Source organism: Mucilaginibacter sp. NFX135 (assembly GCF_048565145.1).
In the GTDB taxonomy this organism is placed as follows: domain Bacteria; phylum Bacteroidota; class Bacteroidia; order Sphingobacteriales; family Sphingobacteriaceae; genus Mucilaginibacter.
Map to the genome: position 1 here is coordinate 4,227,690 of NZ_CP183412.1, position 17,563 is coordinate 4,245,252.

Consider the following 17,563-nt stretch of genomic DNA (forward strand, 5'->3'; position numbering starts at 1 on the left):
GAACTTAAAAAAAGATTTACATTAATATTTTACATAGTAGAATTACCGCAATTTAAGATAACAGAGCCTGTTAAATAGCAGCGAAAAATTATACACGACATGATATTGGTAAGAAAAACGCCAACGCTGACACTTTCAGATTCAACAGATAATAACTTAATCCAGCTTGCCCGACCGGTTCATCAGCGCAAGTGAAACAGTTATGCAAATCAATACCCCTATCAGCGCCCCGCCCAGTAAACGACCGGAAAAACCAAGGAAGTTATTGCCCTGGTCAACATAATTAAGGTATACGAGCCCGGCCAAACAAGCAACGATACCACCAATGACTAATATTCTGAAACTTTGGAAAAGGGCCTCGAAAAAACTAAGCTTATTGTCCTTTTCGTTTTCCTTATAACTTTTTACCCCCATGTACACTCCTATCAATGGTATTAAAATAGATAAGTACTCAATAGGGTAAACATGATTACCTGAATTGCTGTAACCAAACGTGTGCATTACGAACAGCCAGGTTCCGCTAAAAATACCTACAACTAAACCACTAACAAATGCATTTTTCATGAGTCGTCAAAATTTGGCAGGACAGTTAAATTTACATATTAATAAAAGAAAAAGCAAGACTAATTGTTCAAACATATAAGTATTTTACCAGAACAATATTCCTTTACGCCCATAACATTTCAGACGGTTAATAACTCTTAGTAAAGCGTCATTTAAGATCAAAGCATAACTAAAAGTTATTACAGATGCCACTTTGTGATAAAAACCGTATACATTAATGCCTCACCTTTGTGATGTATTAAAGAAACATCACATGCACACTCAAAATCAATTCGCTAATAATACCCATAACTTAATATTCAATGTAAGCACAAATGCACGCATAGTTATATTCATCATCTGTACGGCACTTTGTTTAACATCATTGATAAGCCCGGCAGTAGCGCTGTTAATAGGGCTTATTATAGCTCAGTTCACCGGTCACCCCTATCTTCATTTAAATCATAAGGCTACCCATTTGTTGCTGCAAATATCAGTAGTAGGTTTAGGCTTTGGCATGAATGTTCATAGCGCGCTACAGGCCGGTAAAGAAGGTATTCTGTTTACCATCGCATCCATTACCTGTACCCTGATATTCGGGTATTTGACAGGCAAATGGTTTAAGATTGAAAAGAAAACCTCTTACCTCATCTCGTCAGGTACAGCCATATGCGGCGGAAGTGCCATAGCAGCAATCTCTCCGGTTATCAAAGCCGAAGAAAAACAAATATCAGTTGCACTAGGGTGTGTTTTCATACTCAATTCTATAGCGCTATTTATATTTCCGGTGATTGGGCATCATTTAAACCTATCGCAAAACCAGTTTGGTTTATGGTGTGCAATATCTATTCATGACACCAGTTCGGTGGTAGGTGCGGCCGGTAAATATGGAACACAAGCTTTGGAAGTTGCTACTACGGTTAAACTCGCCAGGGCTTTATGGATAATACCCATAGCTTTTGTGTCCTCATTTCTGTTTAAAAACGATTCGCGAAAAATTAAGATACCCTATTTTATAGGCCTGTTTATTTTGGCCATGATTATTAACACTTACCTACCTGCCGTATCCATTGTTAGTCCCTATATTATAAAAATTGCCAAAGCGGGGTTAACGCTTACCTTATTCTTTATCGGAGCAGGTTTGTCCCGTACGGTTTTATTATCAGTAGGTTTCAGGCCCCTGTTTCAGAGTATATTATTATGGATAGCTATATCTGCAAGTGCCTTATATGCAGTAACACATTGGACGTAATTAATTTTCATATAAGAATAAATAATTTCAACAAACAAAAAAAACGTGTTTTTCCGTATGGGTGGTTACCGTTTTTTGTTTATTTTTAGCCCCAATGATACCTGTTGTTTCAAAACTCCCCCAAACTGGCACAACCATATTCACCATCATGTCGGCCCTGGCCAACGAGGTTGGTGCAATAAATCTTTCGCAGGGTTTTCCTGATTACGATTGCTCTCCTGAACTTATTGAACTGGTAAATAAGGCGATGAAAAATGGCCATAATCAATACGCCCCAATGGCCGGAGTAATGAGCCTTCGCGAAAAAATTGCCGAGAAAACAGAAAAATTATACTGCGCGATTTATAATCCGGATACCGAGATCACTATAACCGCCGGTGGTACACAAGCTATTTTTACAGCCATCAGCGCGGTTATACATCCCAATGATGAAGTGATTATTTTTGAGCCTGCTTTTGATTGTTACGGCCCCGCAATTAAGCTAATGGGAGGCGTTGTAAAATCACTTGCGCTTGAACCACCAAACTATCGCATTGCCTGGGATATGGTAAAAAGACTGATCAATCATAAAACTAAAATGATCATCCTTAACTCGCCTCAAAACCCAACTTCAACTATTCTGCATAAGCAGGATATCGATGAACTTAGTGCGATCGTTAAAAATCAGGATATACTGATCCTGAGTGATGAGGTATATGAGCACCTGATATATGATGGCGAAACTCATCATAGTATGGCACGATATCCCGAGTTGCAGCAACGTAGTTTTATAGTTGCATCATTTGGCAAACCTTTTCATGCTACCGGTTGGAAAGTGGGATACTGTATGGCGCCAGAATACCTGATGAGTGAGTTCAGAAAGATCCACCAGTTTTTGGTGTTTGCGGTAAATACTCCCATCCAATACGCTATTGCCGAATACTTAAAAAATGAAGACACCTATTTGGGTTTAGGCGACTTTTTTCAGCAAAAAAGAGACTACTTCAGAAAAGGGCTTGAACAAACCCGTTTTGAATTATTGCCCTGTCATGGATCGTATTTTCAATCAGTGCGTTACAGCAAAATAACGGATGAAAAAGATGCGGACTTTGCTATACGTATGGCTAAGGAAAATGGTGTGGCATCTATACCTGTTTCGGCCTTCTATACCAAAGGAATTGACCATCATGTATTACGATTTTGTTTTGCCAAAAGGCAAGAAACCTTAGATAAAGCCGTTGATAGATTATTGAAGGTTTAATTTATGGTTAACATATTTGTTATAAACCATGGCTTTGGTTAATAACAGCAGATGGACAACAACCCATCGTTTATAACCATGAACTACTAAAATGCTGCTTATGGATAATCTTAAAATTACTGTTTTTCAAGGCTACCTTTTCTGGGAAAATACCGATAAAAATTTACAGAATATATCGCTAAGATTATCAAGTGGTATACGTGAAAAAACCGACCTTATTATATTACCCGAGATGTTCAGCACCGGTTTTACCATGGACGCAGAGAAATTAGCGGAGCCGATGGACGGTAAAACCATGAAGTGGATGTTAAAAACCGCTCAGCAATATGATTGCGTAATAACCGGCAGCATTATTATAAAGGAAGGCGATCAATTTTACAACCGCCTTATCTGGATGCGACCAGATGGCAGTTATGAGCATTATGATAAACGGCACCTTTTTGCATTAGGTAAAGAGCATAACACCTACACCGCAGGTACCGAAAAGCTTTTTGTAGAACTTAAAGGATGGGTAATTTGTCCGGTTATCTGTTACGATCTTCGTTTTCCGGTATGGTTACGTAATATTAACGAAAGCGCTTATGACCTGCTCATTGTAGTAGCCAATTGGCCCGAGCGCAGAGCATTACACTGGCGCACTTTGCTGCCCGCACGCGCCGTGGAGAATCAAAGCTATGTAATTGGCGTAAACCGCGTAGGCCATGACGGCAATGAGGTTTATCACTCCGGCGATTCAACTTGTATCGACCCGAATGGTAATGTAGTGTATTATAAACGCGACGAAGACGATGTATACACCTTCTCAATCATAGCCGATGAAGTTAAGAAAGCCCGCCGTGCTTTGCCTTTTTTAAAGGATGCGGATGGGTTTGAAATAGAAATTTAAGCATTGCTATTTCAACTAAATTATACTTGTCTCCATTTATTTTTAGCTACAATTAACCTTCGCGGCACCTCCTGATACATTATATTATATCGTTGATATTGTATTTTAAGTCCTTTTAATTTCTATCATTAACTCATCTTCATATAAAATTCATACCTATTGTGAATTTTTGTAGTGTTGAATAGACAAAGGACTATGTATAAAATAAAACCCCTGCTTTTTTTATCAGTCGTACTTTTTACTTTTAGTACTACCCGGGCCCAGTCCCAAACTGACACCGTTAAACTTACGTTTCAGGATGCTGAGAAACAATTTCTTGAAAACAACTTAAGCCTTTTAGCCCAAAAGTATAATGTAGAAGCGTCGAAGGCGCTCATACAACAGGCAAAACTTTGGGACAATCCCGTGCTTAGTACCGATCAAAATATTCATACCGGCGGCAGCAATAAATTCTTCGACCATAGTAAAGGTCAGGGACAGGTGTTTGTGCAATTGAACCAGGTATTTACCACCGCTGGCAAACGCGGCAAGCAGGTACAAATGGCCAAAGATGACGCCATGGTACAGGATGCTGCCTTCAATGACCTGATGCGTAACCTGCGGTATAATCTTCGGCTTGATTTTAGTCAGCTCGCTACACTTAATGCTCAGGAGAAAGTTTATCAGAACGAGATCACTTCGGCCACTAACCTGGTTAAGGCCATCCAAAAATCATACGATGCTGGTAATACCTCTATGAAAGACCTGATCAGACTTAAGGCTTTGCTTTTTGGCTTGCAGAATGACATGGTGGAAAACAGCCGCCAGATCAACGATCTGCAAACCGAACTAAAAACCCTGCTGCAAACTAAAGAGACTGCTTTTGTTGATCCTATCATTAATGATAAACCAACCGAGAATGTAGCGCTTGATATCCCTTCATTAATTGAGCAAGCCAAAACGAGCAGACCGGATTATCTGTCGAACCAGTACCAGTTAAACTCAGCCACACACAACCTGGCTTATCAGAGGGCGTTGGCTGTTCCAGACATTACCATTGGTGCTTCGTATGATAAAAACAGCAACTATGCTCCTAACTATTACGGCCTGGAAATTGGCTTACCCCTGCCCTTCTTTAACCGTAACCAGGGTAATATTAAATCGGCCAAGTATAACATCCAAAGCCAGGAAAGCACTTTAAAACAGAGTGAGCTACAACTTAAAAATGATGTGGTTGCCGCTGTAAATCAATATAAATTAAACCAACAGCTGTTTACTACGCAGCAAGTTGAATTTAATGAGCAATACGATAAATTATTTAACAGCATGCTCAAAAGCTTTCAGCAACGACAGATCAGCTTGATTGAGTTTGTTGACTTTTTTGATACATATAAAGATACAAAGCTTAAGATATTGCAGCAGCAGTATAATCTTCAAAAATCTATTGCCGATCTTAATTTTGCTGTTGGCATTCCTGTAATTAAATCCTGATAATTTTTATAAATATAAAATAATGATGAAAAGAGAAACGCTGTTATCCGGCATCTCCGCTTTACTATTACTTGCTGCCTGCAAAGGTAAACCACAACCCGTAGCAGAAAACCTGCCTGTTATCGTTAGCGACTCGATGGCGCGGATGATCACCATTGATACGGCTAAAACCACTGCCATGAAAGAAGAACTCAGTCTTTCAGGTGAGGTATCTTATGATGATAACAACGTGATCAAGGTATTCCCTTTCGCTGGTGGCCAAATACAAGAGGTTAAGGTTTCCCTGGGTGATAAGGTTACTAAAGGCCAAACACTGGCTGTAATGCGCAGTGCGGACATTGCTGGTAATTATACCGATCTGACAGCAACCCGGTCAGACCTGGCCATTGCTAAACGCCAGCTGGAGCAGGCAGAATATCTGTACAAAAACGGTATATCAAGCGAGCGCGACTATACAGAAGCCAAAGAAAACTACAATAAAGCGGCAGCAGCCAGCACCAAGGTGCAGCAGCAAATTGCCATTAATGGTGGTGGCAATACTTCTGCAAGTGGTTCTTTGATCATTAAAGCTCCCGAGAGCGGCTATATCGTCGAAAAAAATATTACAGCCGGAAGTTTTATACGTCCGGATAATAGCGGCAATATGTTCACCATCTCCAACATGAAAGATGTATGGATATGGGCCAACGTATTTGAATCTGATATCAGTAAGGTTAAACCTGGCTATATGGCAAAAGTAACCACCGTAGCTTATCCAGGTAAAGTATTTACGGGTAAGGTTGATGCCATCAGCTCCGTTCTTGACCCCGACAATAAAGTCATGAAAATAAAGATCGTTTTGCCTAACACGGATATGCTGCTGAAGCCTGAAATGTTTACCAACGTAGTAATCTCCAATAACGATAAGGCCCAATCTGTAGCGGTACCGGCCAAGGGGGTTATTTTTGATAACAGCAAATACTATGTGGTGGTATACAATAGCAAGAGCGATTTAAAAGTACGCGAAGTAAGCGTAATTAAAACGGTTGACGACGTTAGCTATATCTCATCTGGCTTAAATGCCGGTGATAAGATCATATCTAAAAACCAGCTGTTGTTTTATGACGCGCTAATGGGTGATAAATAGTATGGCGAGTGGTAAGTAGCCAGTGGTGAGTATTTACCCCTGCTCCCTACCCCTCCTAAACTAAAAACTGACCACTCAAAACTCAAGACTAAAAAGAAATGAATAAATTCATTAAAAATATAATCTACTTTTCATTAAGGCACCGCTACTTCGTGTTTTTCATGACGCTGGTACTGGTAGTGCTTGGTATATGGAGTTACCTTAATACCCCTATTGAAACGTTTCCAGATGTTACCAATACGCAGATCATCATTATAGCGCAATGGCCGGGCCGCAGCGCCGAGGAGGTTGAAAAAATGATCACCATACCCATGGAGACCGTTTTAAACTCTGTACAAAAAAAGGCTAACCTGCGTACTACTTCCTCATTTGGCTTATCTTACGTACGTATCATTTTTGACGATGATGTGGACGATGCTTTTGCCCGGCAACAGGTCTTGAGCCGCCTGGGCAATGCCGATCTGCCCGATGGTGTAAAACCCGAAGTAGAGCCGCCTTACGGCCCTACCGGCGAGATATACCGTTATACACTTAAAAGCCGTACCAAAACCATTCATGAACTTACCGCTATTCAGGATTGGATCCTGGATCGTCAGTTTAAATCGGTACCGGGTGTTGCCGACGTAAACAGCTTTGGCGGTGAAGAAAAAACCTACGAAGTAAGCGTTAACCCTGCCCTATTGCAGAAATACAGCCTTACCTCGCTTGATGTATACAACGCCATCAACCGCAGCAACATCAACGTAGGTGGCGATATCATTGAAAAGAATGACCAGGCCTACATTGTAAGGGGCATCGGTTTGATCAATAATATTGATGAGATTCAGAACATCATCATCAAAAACGTAAACAACGTACCTATACTGGCCAAAGATGTTGCCGAAATTAAGGAAAGCGGCCTACCCCGTTTAGGACAAGTTGGGCGCGACAAGCACAACGACGTTATTGAAGGCATCGTAGTAATGCGTAAAGGCGAAAATCCGGCCGAAGTTTTAAAACGGATCCGCGATAAAGTAGCTGATCTGAACAATAACGTACTGCCAAAAGATGTTAAGATCGATACTTTTTACGATCGTACCAACCTGATGGATTTTTGTACCGAAACGGTTATCCATAACTTGTGCGAGGGCATTATCCTGGTTACCGTTATCGTATTCCTGTTCATGGCTGATTGGCGTACTACGCTTATTGTGGCCATCATTATACCGCTTGCGCTATTATTTGCCTTTGTCTGTTTACGCTTAAAAGGCATGAGCGCCAATCTCCTCTCGATGGGTGCCGTCGATTTCGGTATCATCATAGATGGTGCCGTAGTGATGGTGGAAGGGATATTTGTGGCCCTCGACCACCGCGCCAAAGAAGTAGGCATGCAAAAATTTAACGGACTTGCAAAGCTGGGATTGTTTAAAAATGTGGGCTCCGAAATGGGTAAAGCCATATTCTTTTCCAAGCTCATCATTTTAACTTGCCTTGTACCCATTTTCGCTTTCCAAAAGGTTGAAGGCAAAATGTTCTCACCATTGGCCTACACCTTAGGTTTTGCTTTACTTGGGGCATTGATATTCACCCTTACTCTGGTACCTGCCCTGTCAAGCATATTGCTGAGCAAAAATGTTAAGGAAAAACATAACCCTATCGTTATATTCTTTGAGAATGGCATCCGCCGGATGTTTAATTATACTTACCGTAATCAAAAGTTAAGTTTAATTGTAGCGGTATCTTTCATGGCGGTAACCTTCTTTTCGGCTAAGTTTTTGGGTAGCGAGTTTTTACCGCAGCTTAACGAGGGTGCTTTGTGGGTAACCGCACAATTACCAATGAGCACATCGCTGGAAAGCTCCGTAAATGTGACCAACAAAATGCGCGATGTACTGGCAACCTTCCCCGAGGTAAAACAGACCCTATCGCAGGTTGGCCGTACCAATGACGGTACCGACCCTAAAGGTTTCTTTAACGTACAGATACAGGTCGACCTAAAACCTAAAGACCAATGGGAAAGCGGTCTGACACAGGAACAATTGATCGCCAATATTGATAAAAAGCTGAGTCAATTCCCTGGTATCATTTTCAACTATTCGCAGCCTATCATTGATAATGTGGCCGAAGCTGTTGCCGGTGTACCTGCCTCCATGGCCGTAAAAATATTCGGGCCCGATTTTGATGTACTTGACCATAAAGCCGACTCCGTAATGGATGTCCTGAAACATGTTCAAGGCGTTGAAGATCTTGGTATACTCCGCAACCTGGGCCAACCGGAGTTCAGGATTGAGCTGGATCAACGTAAAATGGCTCTTTATGGTGTATCGACTGCCGATGCCAATGCCGTGATCGAAATGGCCATAGGCGGTAAAGCGGCAACTACCCTTTACGAAGGCGAGCGCAAATTTGATATCCGGATCCGCTATCAAAAACCATTTAGGGATACACAGGATAAGATCGAAAACCTAATGGTACCTACTATGAACGGGGCAAAGATCGCCATTAAGGAAATATCTAACATCACTACTCAAACCGGGCCGGCCTTCATTTACCGCGACAACAACATGCGTTATATAGCGGTTAAATTCTCGGTGCGTGGTCGTGATTTGGGCAGCACCATTGCCGAAGCACAGCAAAAAGTAAACGCTGCTGTTAAGCTCGATCAAGGCTATTCCTTTACCTGGAACGGTGAGTTTGAAAACCAGATCCGTGCTTCCAATACATTGGCCCATGTAGTACCCATATGTTTACTGGTTATATTTCTGATCTTGTTTATCACCTTTGGCAATGCTAAAGATGCTGTACTGGTTATCATGAATGTACCGTTCGCGCTTATTGGCGGTATATTGGCCTTGCATATTACCAACACTAACTTTAGTATATCTGCGGGTATCGGCTTTATAGCCCTGTTTGGCGTTTGTATCCAGAACGGGGTGATATTGGTATCCGTTTTCCGGAAGAACCTTGAAGAGCGGATGCACCTTAACGAGGCCATACTGGAAGGCGTAATTTCAAGGGTACGGCCGGTAGTGATGACCGCCCTGATGGCAGCTATTGGTTTATTACCTGCGGCCGTATCAACCGGTATTGGTTCCGAGACCCAAAAGCCATTAGCCATTGTGGTGATTGGCGGTCTGGTGACCTCAACCATTTTGACGCTGTTGATATTGCCGATCATTTACGCCATTGTTTACCGCTTAATTCACCGCCGCGAAAACCGCAAGCTTTTGAAAAAAATGGGAGTAGTGCGTAATGCTTAAAACTTTTTAAACATTAAATTTTAACAATTTTTAGTATAAAACAGGGCAAAAGGCATTGCTTTTTACCCTGTTTTTGAAAGTTTCAACGCCATTTTAACACTTTTTAACAAATTTTCGAGAAGTTTTAAAAGGTTTAAAAAGTATTGATAAACTGACAATCAATAACTATATAAAATGGTCTACTTTTTGTCTCTTGCGGACCATAACTCAAGAGCCCCGGTTTCCATGAATAATGGAAACCGGGGCTCTTGATACATACAAAATACACGAAAAATAGGTGGAGTATTCCTTGCCAGTTTAGACGACTCACCCCGCCTGCGCTTCGCTGGGCGACCCTATCTTTGCCTGCGGCGAAAAGAGGGCAGGAAAAAATAGATTTGTCATGCTGAACGTAGTGAAGCATCTATTATACGATAGGCATATCGAAGAAGATCCTTCATTCCTCACGATGACAAACTTTTCAGAATTCCCTCTTTCCAGCGAAGCTGAAGAAAGGGGGGCCGAGCGTAGCGACGGTCGGGTGAGTCGTCTGCGACAATTTTGTTACGCTCTACCGGGACCAACTGATTTTTTACTAATTGTAACATTTAAGTTTTAATTTGCGCGATATAATAAACAGCATTTACCTGTATGCCCGCTATAAAATTTGTGTTCCGTAATGTTTTAGTATTTTCTTTGTTACTGACTACAGCGTCTATGGCCCTTGCCCAAAAGGCCGAAAAGAAAAAAGAGAAGGATTACGCCCAGTTGGTTGATCCTTTTATCGGCACCGGCGGACATGGACATACTTATCCCGGCGCTGTGTTGCCTTTTGGCATGGTACAGCTTAGTCCGGATACGCGTTTAACCGGTTGGGATGGCTGCTCAGGTTACCATTTTACAGATACGGTAGTTTATGGCTTTTCACATACGCATTTGAGCGGTACCGGCATTGCCGATTATTGCGACGTATTATTTATGCCTACCACCGGCGATCCACAGTTTAAAAACACCGATTACCGCTCGGGCTTTAAAAAGAAGAACGAGCTGGCCTCTCCCGGATATTATAAAACCCTGCTTGATAAATACAACATTGGTGTGGAGCTTACCGCCACTACCCGGGTCGGTGTACATCGTTATGATTACCCCAGCACCCCAAAAGCCAACATCATCATAGATCTGCAGCACCGCGACATCGTGATCAATTCCTGGATAGAGGTAGTGAATGATCATGAAGTGCGTGGTTATCGCGAATCCAGTTCCTGGGCAAAAGGTCAGCGGATTTATTTTTACGCCAAGTTCTCCAAACCCTTTAAAACTTATGGCATAGCCAGTAACGATCAATTACAGGAGGGCCAGAAAAAAGTAGAAGGCAAAAACATCAAAATGTACCTGCAGTTTGATAACCCCGGTGAGGTAATTTCCAAAGTAGGTATATCTGCGGTAAGCGCCGAAGGAGCCTTAAAAAATCTGGATGCCGAAGTGCCTGATTTCGACTTTAAAAAGATACAAAAAACGGCAAGAGCCACATGGAATACCGAACTGAACAAGATCCAGGTGGAGGGCGGCGCCCCTACCGTTGCCCAGGCCACACAAGCCGCCCAAACAGAACTTCGCGCAAATGGCGGCGGCAATGGTCGCGTACCTAAAGAAAAACGACCTGTTGTGCCCGATTATTCCCGCATCAAACAAACCATTTTCTATACCGCCTTATACCACGCCATGCTGGCGCCAAACATTTATAATGATGTAGACGGGCAATATCTCGGACTCGATCAAAAGATACATACCGCACAGGGCTTTAACTACTATACCGTATTTTCATTATGGGATACTTTCCGTGCCGAAAACCCTTTGCTAACGCTTATCGACAGAAAACGTACCCGTGATTTTATCAAAACCTTCCTGGCGATGTATGAGCAGGGTGGTTTATTACCCATATGGCCGCTGGCCAGTTCCGAAACCTATTGTATGATCGGCAATCATTCCATCCCGGTTATTGTGGACGCATACGCCAAAGGCATCCGCGATTTTGATGTGGCCGAAGCTTTTACGGCCATGAAAGCTGCCGTAAACCGCGACCAGTTTGGTTTGGATAACTACCGTAAAAATGGTGCTGTACAGGCCGATGCGCAAAAGGAATCTGTTTCGAAAACGCTGGAGTATGCTTATGACGACTGGTGCATTGCCCAGATGGCCAAAATGCTGGATAAACCACAGGATTATACCGAATACATACAACGTGCTCAATACTGGAAAAACGTATATAATAACCAAAACGGTTTTATGCAGGCCCGTGTTAACGGCGGCTGGTTTGCTCCTTTTAATCCTACCGAGATCAACCATAATTATACAGAAGGTAACTCCTGGCAATACTCATTTTTGGTGCCTCAGGATGTTGATGGATTGATAACGCGCATGGGTGGAAAACAGGCTTTTGAAGCCAAACTGGATGAGTTGTTTACCACTGATTCAAAACTGAGTGGTAATGCACCACCCGATGTGGCCGGTTTGATCGGTCAGTATGCGCATGGCAACGAGCCAAGCCATCACATGGCCTACTTATATAATTTTACCGATTCGCCCGATAAAACCCAGTTTTATATCGACCGGATCCTGCGCGAGGAATACAGCGAAAAACCAGATGGACTGGCAGGTAATGAAGATTGCGGACAGATGTCGGCCTGGTATGTGATGAGCTCCCTGGGCATTTATAATATAGCCCCGGGGCAAAATCAGTTCCTGGTGGGGATCCCGCAATTTGATAAGGCTACGGTTTACCTCGAGAACGGCAAAAAGTTCGTTATTGCCAATCCGGGTGCGGGCATAAGCCGGGCCAATACCTATTTGCAGGGCATGAGCCTCGCCAAAAAATCGTATAATAAACTGTACTTAAATTACAGCAACATAGCCGATGGCGGCGAATTTGAGGTATTTACCGGCAGACTGTCCAACAAACTGTTTTTGCAGGACCTGGAGAAACCCGTATCCTCCATTACCGATAATCTCATCGTCACTAATCCGTATATCATAGCGCCATCCAAAACATTCAAACAACCCTTCAGCATCCAGATCAAAAGCGCGGATACCGATTCCAAAATATATTATACGCTTGATGGATCCGCGCCTACTGCCAGCTCAATCTTGTATAATGCACCTGTTACTATCTCTGCCAATACAACAGTTAAGGCTGTAGCTATTGTAAATGGTAAAAGCAGTTTTATTGATGAGGCCAGTTTTGTAAAAACAGAATAATCTTTTTTAAGGATGTCATTTCGATAGAGCATAGTGGGGATGAGCGCTGTGCGAAAGAGAAATCTTTTACGATTGACCTATTCTGCGAAAAAGATTTCTCCTCGTTCGAAATGACATTCGATTCTTTCCCCATCGCAATACTCTCGCCAGCAATCGCAAAGTTGTTTGTAAGGACACGAACAACGGGATGCGGGTTCCACGACATCCCTAATAGCATGATTTACAAAAAATTAAAACATTGATGGCAAAATATGGTTAGCTTTAATTAATAATCAATAAATCTAAATCATTAATCACCATGAACGACTCACCATCAACAGACAACGGCAAAACAGCCGGAATTGTAAGTTATTTTTTTATCATCGGCTGGCTTATCGCTTATTTCGCTATGTATAAGGATAATAAAACCGCGCAGGCAAGCTATCAGTTAAGGCAAACGCTATTATTTCATATCGTTTCCATAGTTATTTACTGGGCGGCTTCGGCTATTTTCGCGGCTATCTTTTTCTCCGGCGGATATACTATGGGCTATTCACTTTTTTGGATAATCCGCGTTGGGTTATTTATTTTATGGGTGATAGGCTTTATAGGCGCCATTAACGGCGAAAGTAAACCAATACCGCTTATCGGCGAAAGGGCACAAACGATGTTCTCGAATATATAATATTGTCCTCTCGTAGAGGGGACTCACCCGGTCTATGCTTCGCTGCACCACCCACTCTCCGGCTTCGCCAGAAAGTGGGAATGGAAAATAACTATGTCATTGCGAGGTACGACGAAGCAATCTCGTAGCTATTCTAATCAATGAAAACGCGAGGAGATTGCCACGCTACGCTCGCAATGACATGATTTATTATTATAATTTCCCCACCCTCTTTACAGCGAAGCTGAAGAGAGGGTCAACGAGCGTAGCGACGTTGGGATGAGTCTCTTATACCATTACTCCTTTTTCAGTATCTTTTTACACTCTTCTAACCTGTCCTTTTCTTCTTTTGGAAGTACCGGGTATTTTAATTTCAGGTCTTTTAGGGTTTGCAGGATCACATTGGAGATAGCTATACGGGTAAACCATTTTTTGTCGGCAGGTATTACATACCAGGGGCAATCCTTGGTGGCGGTTTCCTGGATAGCTTTTTGATAAGCATCCATGTAGTCATCCCAATACCCACGCTCTTCAACATCAGATGCCGAAAATTTCCAGTTCTTCTTCGGGTCGTCTATTCGTTCCAGAAAACGTTCCTTTTGCTCCTTTTTTGAAACGTGCAGAAAAAACTTAATGATCACCGTTCCATTACCGGTAAGGTGCTCTTCAAAGGCCCGGATACTTTGATAACGCTTATCCCAAAATTTGGAGTCAATGTCTTTTACATTATTTATACCGGGTAAATTTTCTTTTAATATGAGTTCCGGGTGCACTTTGGTAATGAGCACATTTTCATAATGCGAGCGGTTATGGATACCGATTCGACCACGCTCGGGCAGGGTTTTGTAATGGCGCCATAAAAAATCGTGCTGGTAATCTTCGGCACTGGGTTGTTTAAAACTATATACCTGGCAGCCCTGAGGGTTTAAGCCCGAAAAGGTATGCTCAATGGCGCTATCCTTACCGGCCGCATCCATCGCCTGAAAGATGATGAGCAGCGCATATTTATTAGCAGCGTAAAGCTCTGTTTGCAGGTCGGTTGTTTCTTCTATCAGTGCAGTGAGCACTTCTTTGGCATCATCTTTTTCAAAACCATCTGCATAAGCGGCATCATGATCTTTAAGCGAAAAACCCTTACCATTATCGATCTTAAACTTGTTAATTATGTTACTCATATCAAAAAAATTGCCTTACAGTTTTGTCAACTTAAAATTTAGATGTTAAAATTGCGTTGATAACGGTACTGTTTGTTTAAATTTATAATTATCCGCATCCACAGTGATCAATTCAAAATTGACCGAACCTAAATTAATACGGTTTTAAGGTACTGAAAATTTAATGCCTTATGCGTGCAAACAGGTTGGTGCAGGGTATACTATAACTTTTATGTAAACTGTATATATTAATATTTGTTTGGTGCTATGATTTAGTGTCATTATTTTACATCTTTACCCAATGTTCCGACGTATACGAAACCGATTTCTAAGATATTTCGCCATATTTATTTACTTCGTCATCATCTTTTTTTGTTGTATCGAACTCAATTTCCTCTCGCTTTCAGGTTACTCACCTGATATGCAGGATATTAAAAACCCTGTAATGTCTGTTGGTTCTGAAGTATACACAGCAGATGGTAAGCTGATAGGCCAATACTATAAAGAGAACCGCTCCCCTGTGGAGCTCAAAAACATCTCGCCCAATCTCATAAACGCTCTTATATCAACCGAGGACGTACGTTTTTACAAACATAACGGTGTTGATTTCTACTCGTTTTTTACCAGTATGCTATCTACGGCCAAAGGCGAACGCCGCGGGGGCAGTACCATTACGCAACAGCTGGCCAAAAACCTGTTTGAAACCCGTAAACGCAAATCGCAGGGTTTTATTAAGCATATCCCGGTGATCCGCACCATCGTTTACAAGTGTAAGGAATGGCTTACCGCCTTTAAAATTGAACATGTTTATAACAAGGAGCAAATACTTACGCTGTATTTAAATACGGTGCCTTTTGGCAATAACTCTTTCGGTATTAAAACCGCTTCATTAAAATATTTTAACAAAACACCGGATAAGGTTAGTCCGGCAGAAGCAGCGTTGCTTATCGGTATGCTTAAAGCTACCTCAAGCTACAACCCTATTAAAAACCCTGAGCGTGCGTTGGAGCGCCGTAACATCGTGTTAGGGCAGATGCAGAAATATGGCTATCTGACCAAAATTGGTTACGATACCAGTTTTAAAGCGCCAATAAAACTTGATCTGAGCTATGTGGAAGAAGATTCGCATGGCGACTCGTACCTGCGCCGCGCGGTAGAAAAATGGCTGGATAAATGGTGTAAAGAGAATGGCTATAACCTATATGAGGATGGCCTAAAAATATATACCACCATTGATTCGCGCCTGCAGCGATATGCCGAAGAAGCCGTTGCCGAAAAAATGAAGATGCTGCAAAAGCGTTTTAATAACCTATGGGGTAATAAAAACCCGTGGCGCGACTCCAAGGGCGTGGAGATTAAGGATTTTATCCTGAAAAACGAACAGCGCCTGCCTATATTCAGTTTGCTGGAAAAGAAATATAAAGGCGATACTGTTCAAATTCAGCAATATTTTAAACAGAAGAAACGGATGACCGTTTTTACCTGGAACGGTGAAAAAGATACTACCTTCTCGACCATCGACTCGATCAAATATTACGCGAAGATCCTGAATACCGGTATGATGACCCTGGAGCCGTCAACAGGTAAAATAAAAGTATGGATAGGCGGTATCGATCATCGCTTTTTTAATTACGACCACGTAAACCAGGCACGCCGCCAGGCAGGTTCAACCTTTAAGCCATTTGCTTATTTAACCGCGCTGGATAATGGTTTTACTCCCTGCGATAAATTTACGGACAAACCCGTAACTATTAAATATAAAGACAACGGTAAGGATGAAGTTTGGCAGCCCAACAATGCCGACTTTAATTTCTCATACCGCGAAATGTCATTACGCTGGGCCATGGGTAAATCGGTAAACTCCATCACTGCGCAGCTGACCGAAAAAGTGGGCTGGGATAAAATTGTAGAATACGCCCATAAATGCGGTATCGAAAGTCCGCTTAAATCGGTACCATCGGTATCATTAGGCTCGAATGATGTTTCGGTTTTTGAAATGGTAAGGGCATACAGCACCTTCCTGAACAAAGGCCAGAAATTAGACCCCATACTGGTAACCAGAATTGAGGATCAGGACGGCAGCGTATTGAAAGAATTTACCTTAAAACAAGAGCAGGTGATCAGTCCGGAAACAGCCTGGCTGATGCTGTATATGTTCCGCGGTGGAATGGAAGAACCGGGCGGTACCTCACAGGCTTTATGGGAGTACCCGGGGCTATGGAAAAAAGACAATAACCAAATTGGCGGTAAAACAGGCACTTCGTCTGATTATGTCGACGGCTGGTATATGGGCATCACCAAAGACCTGGTAACCGGTATATGGGTTGGCGCTGATGACCGCAGTGTTCACTTCACCACCTCCGAAACCGGTGAAGGCTCGCACACGGCCCTGCCTATTTTTGGCCGCTTTATGGAAAAAGTTTATGCCGATCCAAAATCGGGATATACTTACGGACCGTTCCCGAAACCATGGGTAAAAATCACCAAGGAGTACAATTGTCCGTCGCCAAGAATAGTGACCGATACCGCGACGGTTGACAGCACAAGCAACCCTATTGATACAACGCACGTATTACCTACACCGGCAGCACCAACCACTACACCTGAAAATCAGGAAGGCACGCCACCGGGACAATAGCGGACAGATGTGCAGATATGCAGATTTTAGATGTGCAGATGATGAATGGATGATACATTTCACTTATTTATCATATGCATATTTGCACATCCGTATATCTGCACATCCACACATATTTTTCATTAAATTAGCGATATC

Annotated in this window: 11 protein-coding genes; 9 read left to right on the forward strand and 2 right to left on the reverse strand. The window is 42.4% G+C overall.

All coding sequences use genetic code 11. The annotated features are described in order from the left end of the window. Positions 1–156 precede the first annotated feature (156 nt). Positions 157–564 (reverse strand): DUF4199 domain-containing protein, encoded by a 408-nt coding sequence (locus ACNURT_RS17500; protein ID WP_419698808.1) that lies wholly within the window; start codon positions 562–564, stop codon positions 157–159. Between the two features lie 253 nt (positions 565–817). On the opposite strand from ACNURT_RS17500, the gene ACNURT_RS17505 reads away from it, so the two are divergent. From ACNURT_RS17505 to ACNURT_RS17540, 8 genes are all read left to right on the forward strand, one after another. After that, a complete protein-coding gene (locus ACNURT_RS17505; protein ID WP_419698809.1) occupies positions 818–1,795 on the forward strand; it encodes a YeiH family protein in 978 nt (325 codons plus the stop codon). Between the two features lie 94 nt (positions 1,796–1,889). Continuing rightward, positions 1,890–3,035: a methionine aminotransferase gene (locus ACNURT_RS17510; protein WP_419698810.1), complete on the forward strand. Its 1,146-nt coding sequence runs from the start codon at positions 1,890–1,892 to the stop codon at positions 3,033–3,035. Between the two features lie 100 nt (positions 3,036–3,135). Next, the gene (locus ACNURT_RS17515) at positions 3,136–3,921 is read left to right on the forward strand and encodes an amidohydrolase (protein ID WP_419698811.1); all 786 of its coding nucleotides are present in this window, start codon (positions 3,136–3,138) and stop codon (positions 3,919–3,921) included. A gap of 195 nt (positions 3,922–4,116) precedes the next feature. Continuing rightward, on the forward strand, positions 4,117–5,391 hold the full coding sequence (locus ACNURT_RS17520; RefSeq protein WP_419698812.1) for a TolC family protein: 1,275 nt from the start codon (positions 4,117–4,119) through the stop codon (positions 5,389–5,391). 22 nt (positions 5,392–5,413) lie between these two features. Then, positions 5,414–6,517, forward strand: a complete 1,104-nt coding sequence (locus ACNURT_RS17525; RefSeq protein ID WP_419698813.1) for an efflux RND transporter periplasmic adaptor subunit — start codon at positions 5,414–5,416, stop codon at positions 6,515–6,517. 98 nt (positions 6,518–6,615) lie between these two features. After that, on the forward strand, positions 6,616–9,756 hold the full coding sequence (locus tag ACNURT_RS17530) for an efflux RND transporter permease subunit (RefSeq protein ID WP_370995081.1): 3,141 nt from the start codon (positions 6,616–6,618) through the stop codon (positions 9,754–9,756). A gap of 630 nt (positions 9,757–10,386) precedes the next feature. After that, positions 10,387–12,990, forward strand: coding sequence for a GH92 family glycosyl hydrolase (locus ACNURT_RS17535; protein WP_419698814.1), 2,604 nt, complete (start codon positions 10,387–10,389; stop codon positions 12,988–12,990). A 298-nt stretch (positions 12,991–13,288) separates the two neighbouring features. Beyond that, positions 13,289–13,654, forward strand: a complete 366-nt coding sequence (locus tag ACNURT_RS17540; RefSeq protein ID WP_370995079.1) for a hypothetical protein — start codon at positions 13,289–13,291, stop codon at positions 13,652–13,654. Between the two features lie 275 nt (positions 13,655–13,929). Here ACNURT_RS17540 and ACNURT_RS17545 read toward each other — a convergent pair whose 3' ends face one another. Then, the gene (locus ACNURT_RS17545) at positions 13,930–14,808 is read right to left on the reverse strand and encodes a polyphosphate kinase 2 family protein (protein ID WP_419698815.1); all 879 of its coding nucleotides are present in this window, start codon (positions 14,806–14,808) and stop codon (positions 13,930–13,932) included. Between the two features lie 280 nt (positions 14,809–15,088). On the opposite strand from ACNURT_RS17545, the gene ACNURT_RS17550 reads away from it, so the two are divergent. Then, entirely contained in the window at positions 15,089–17,425 is a 2,337-nt protein-coding gene (locus ACNURT_RS17550) for a penicillin-binding protein 1A (RefSeq protein WP_419698816.1), read from the forward strand. The last annotated feature ends 138 nt before the right edge of the window (positions 17,426–17,563 follow it).

Bases quoted from the DNA above. Each gene is read 5' to 3' on its own strand.
- ACNURT_RS17500 (WP_419698808.1), bottom strand. From the start codon at position 564: ATGAAAAATGCATTTGTTAGTGGTTTAGTTGTAGGTATTTTTAGCGGA.
- ACNURT_RS17505 (WP_419698809.1), top strand. From the start codon at position 818: ATGCACACTCAAAATCAATTCGCTAATAATACCCATAACTTAATATTC.
- ACNURT_RS17510 (WP_419698810.1), top strand. From the start codon at position 1,890: ATGATACCTGTTGTTTCAAAACTCCCCCAAACTGGCACAACCATATTC.
- ACNURT_RS17515 (WP_419698811.1), top strand. From the start codon at position 3,136: ATGGATAATCTTAAAATTACTGTTTTTCAAGGCTACCTTTTCTGGGAA.
- ACNURT_RS17520 (WP_419698812.1), top strand. From the start codon at position 4,117: ATGTATAAAATAAAACCCCTGCTTTTTTTATCAGTCGTACTTTTTACT.
- ACNURT_RS17525 (WP_419698813.1), top strand. From the start codon at position 5,414: ATGATGAAAAGAGAAACGCTGTTATCCGGCATCTCCGCTTTACTATTA.
- ACNURT_RS17530 (WP_370995081.1), top strand. From the start codon at position 6,616: ATGAATAAATTCATTAAAAATATAATCTACTTTTCATTAAGGCACCGC.
- ACNURT_RS17535 (WP_419698814.1), top strand. From the start codon at position 10,387: ATGCCCGCTATAAAATTTGTGTTCCGTAATGTTTTAGTATTTTCTTTG.
- ACNURT_RS17540 (WP_370995079.1), top strand. From the start codon at position 13,289: ATGAACGACTCACCATCAACAGACAACGGCAAAACAGCCGGAATTGTA.
- ACNURT_RS17545 (WP_419698815.1), bottom strand. From the start codon at position 14,808: ATGAGTAACATAATTAACAAGTTTAAGATCGATAATGGTAAGGGTTTT.
- ACNURT_RS17550 (WP_419698816.1), top strand. From the start codon at position 15,089: ATGTTCCGACGTATACGAAACCGATTTCTAAGATATTTCGCCATATTT.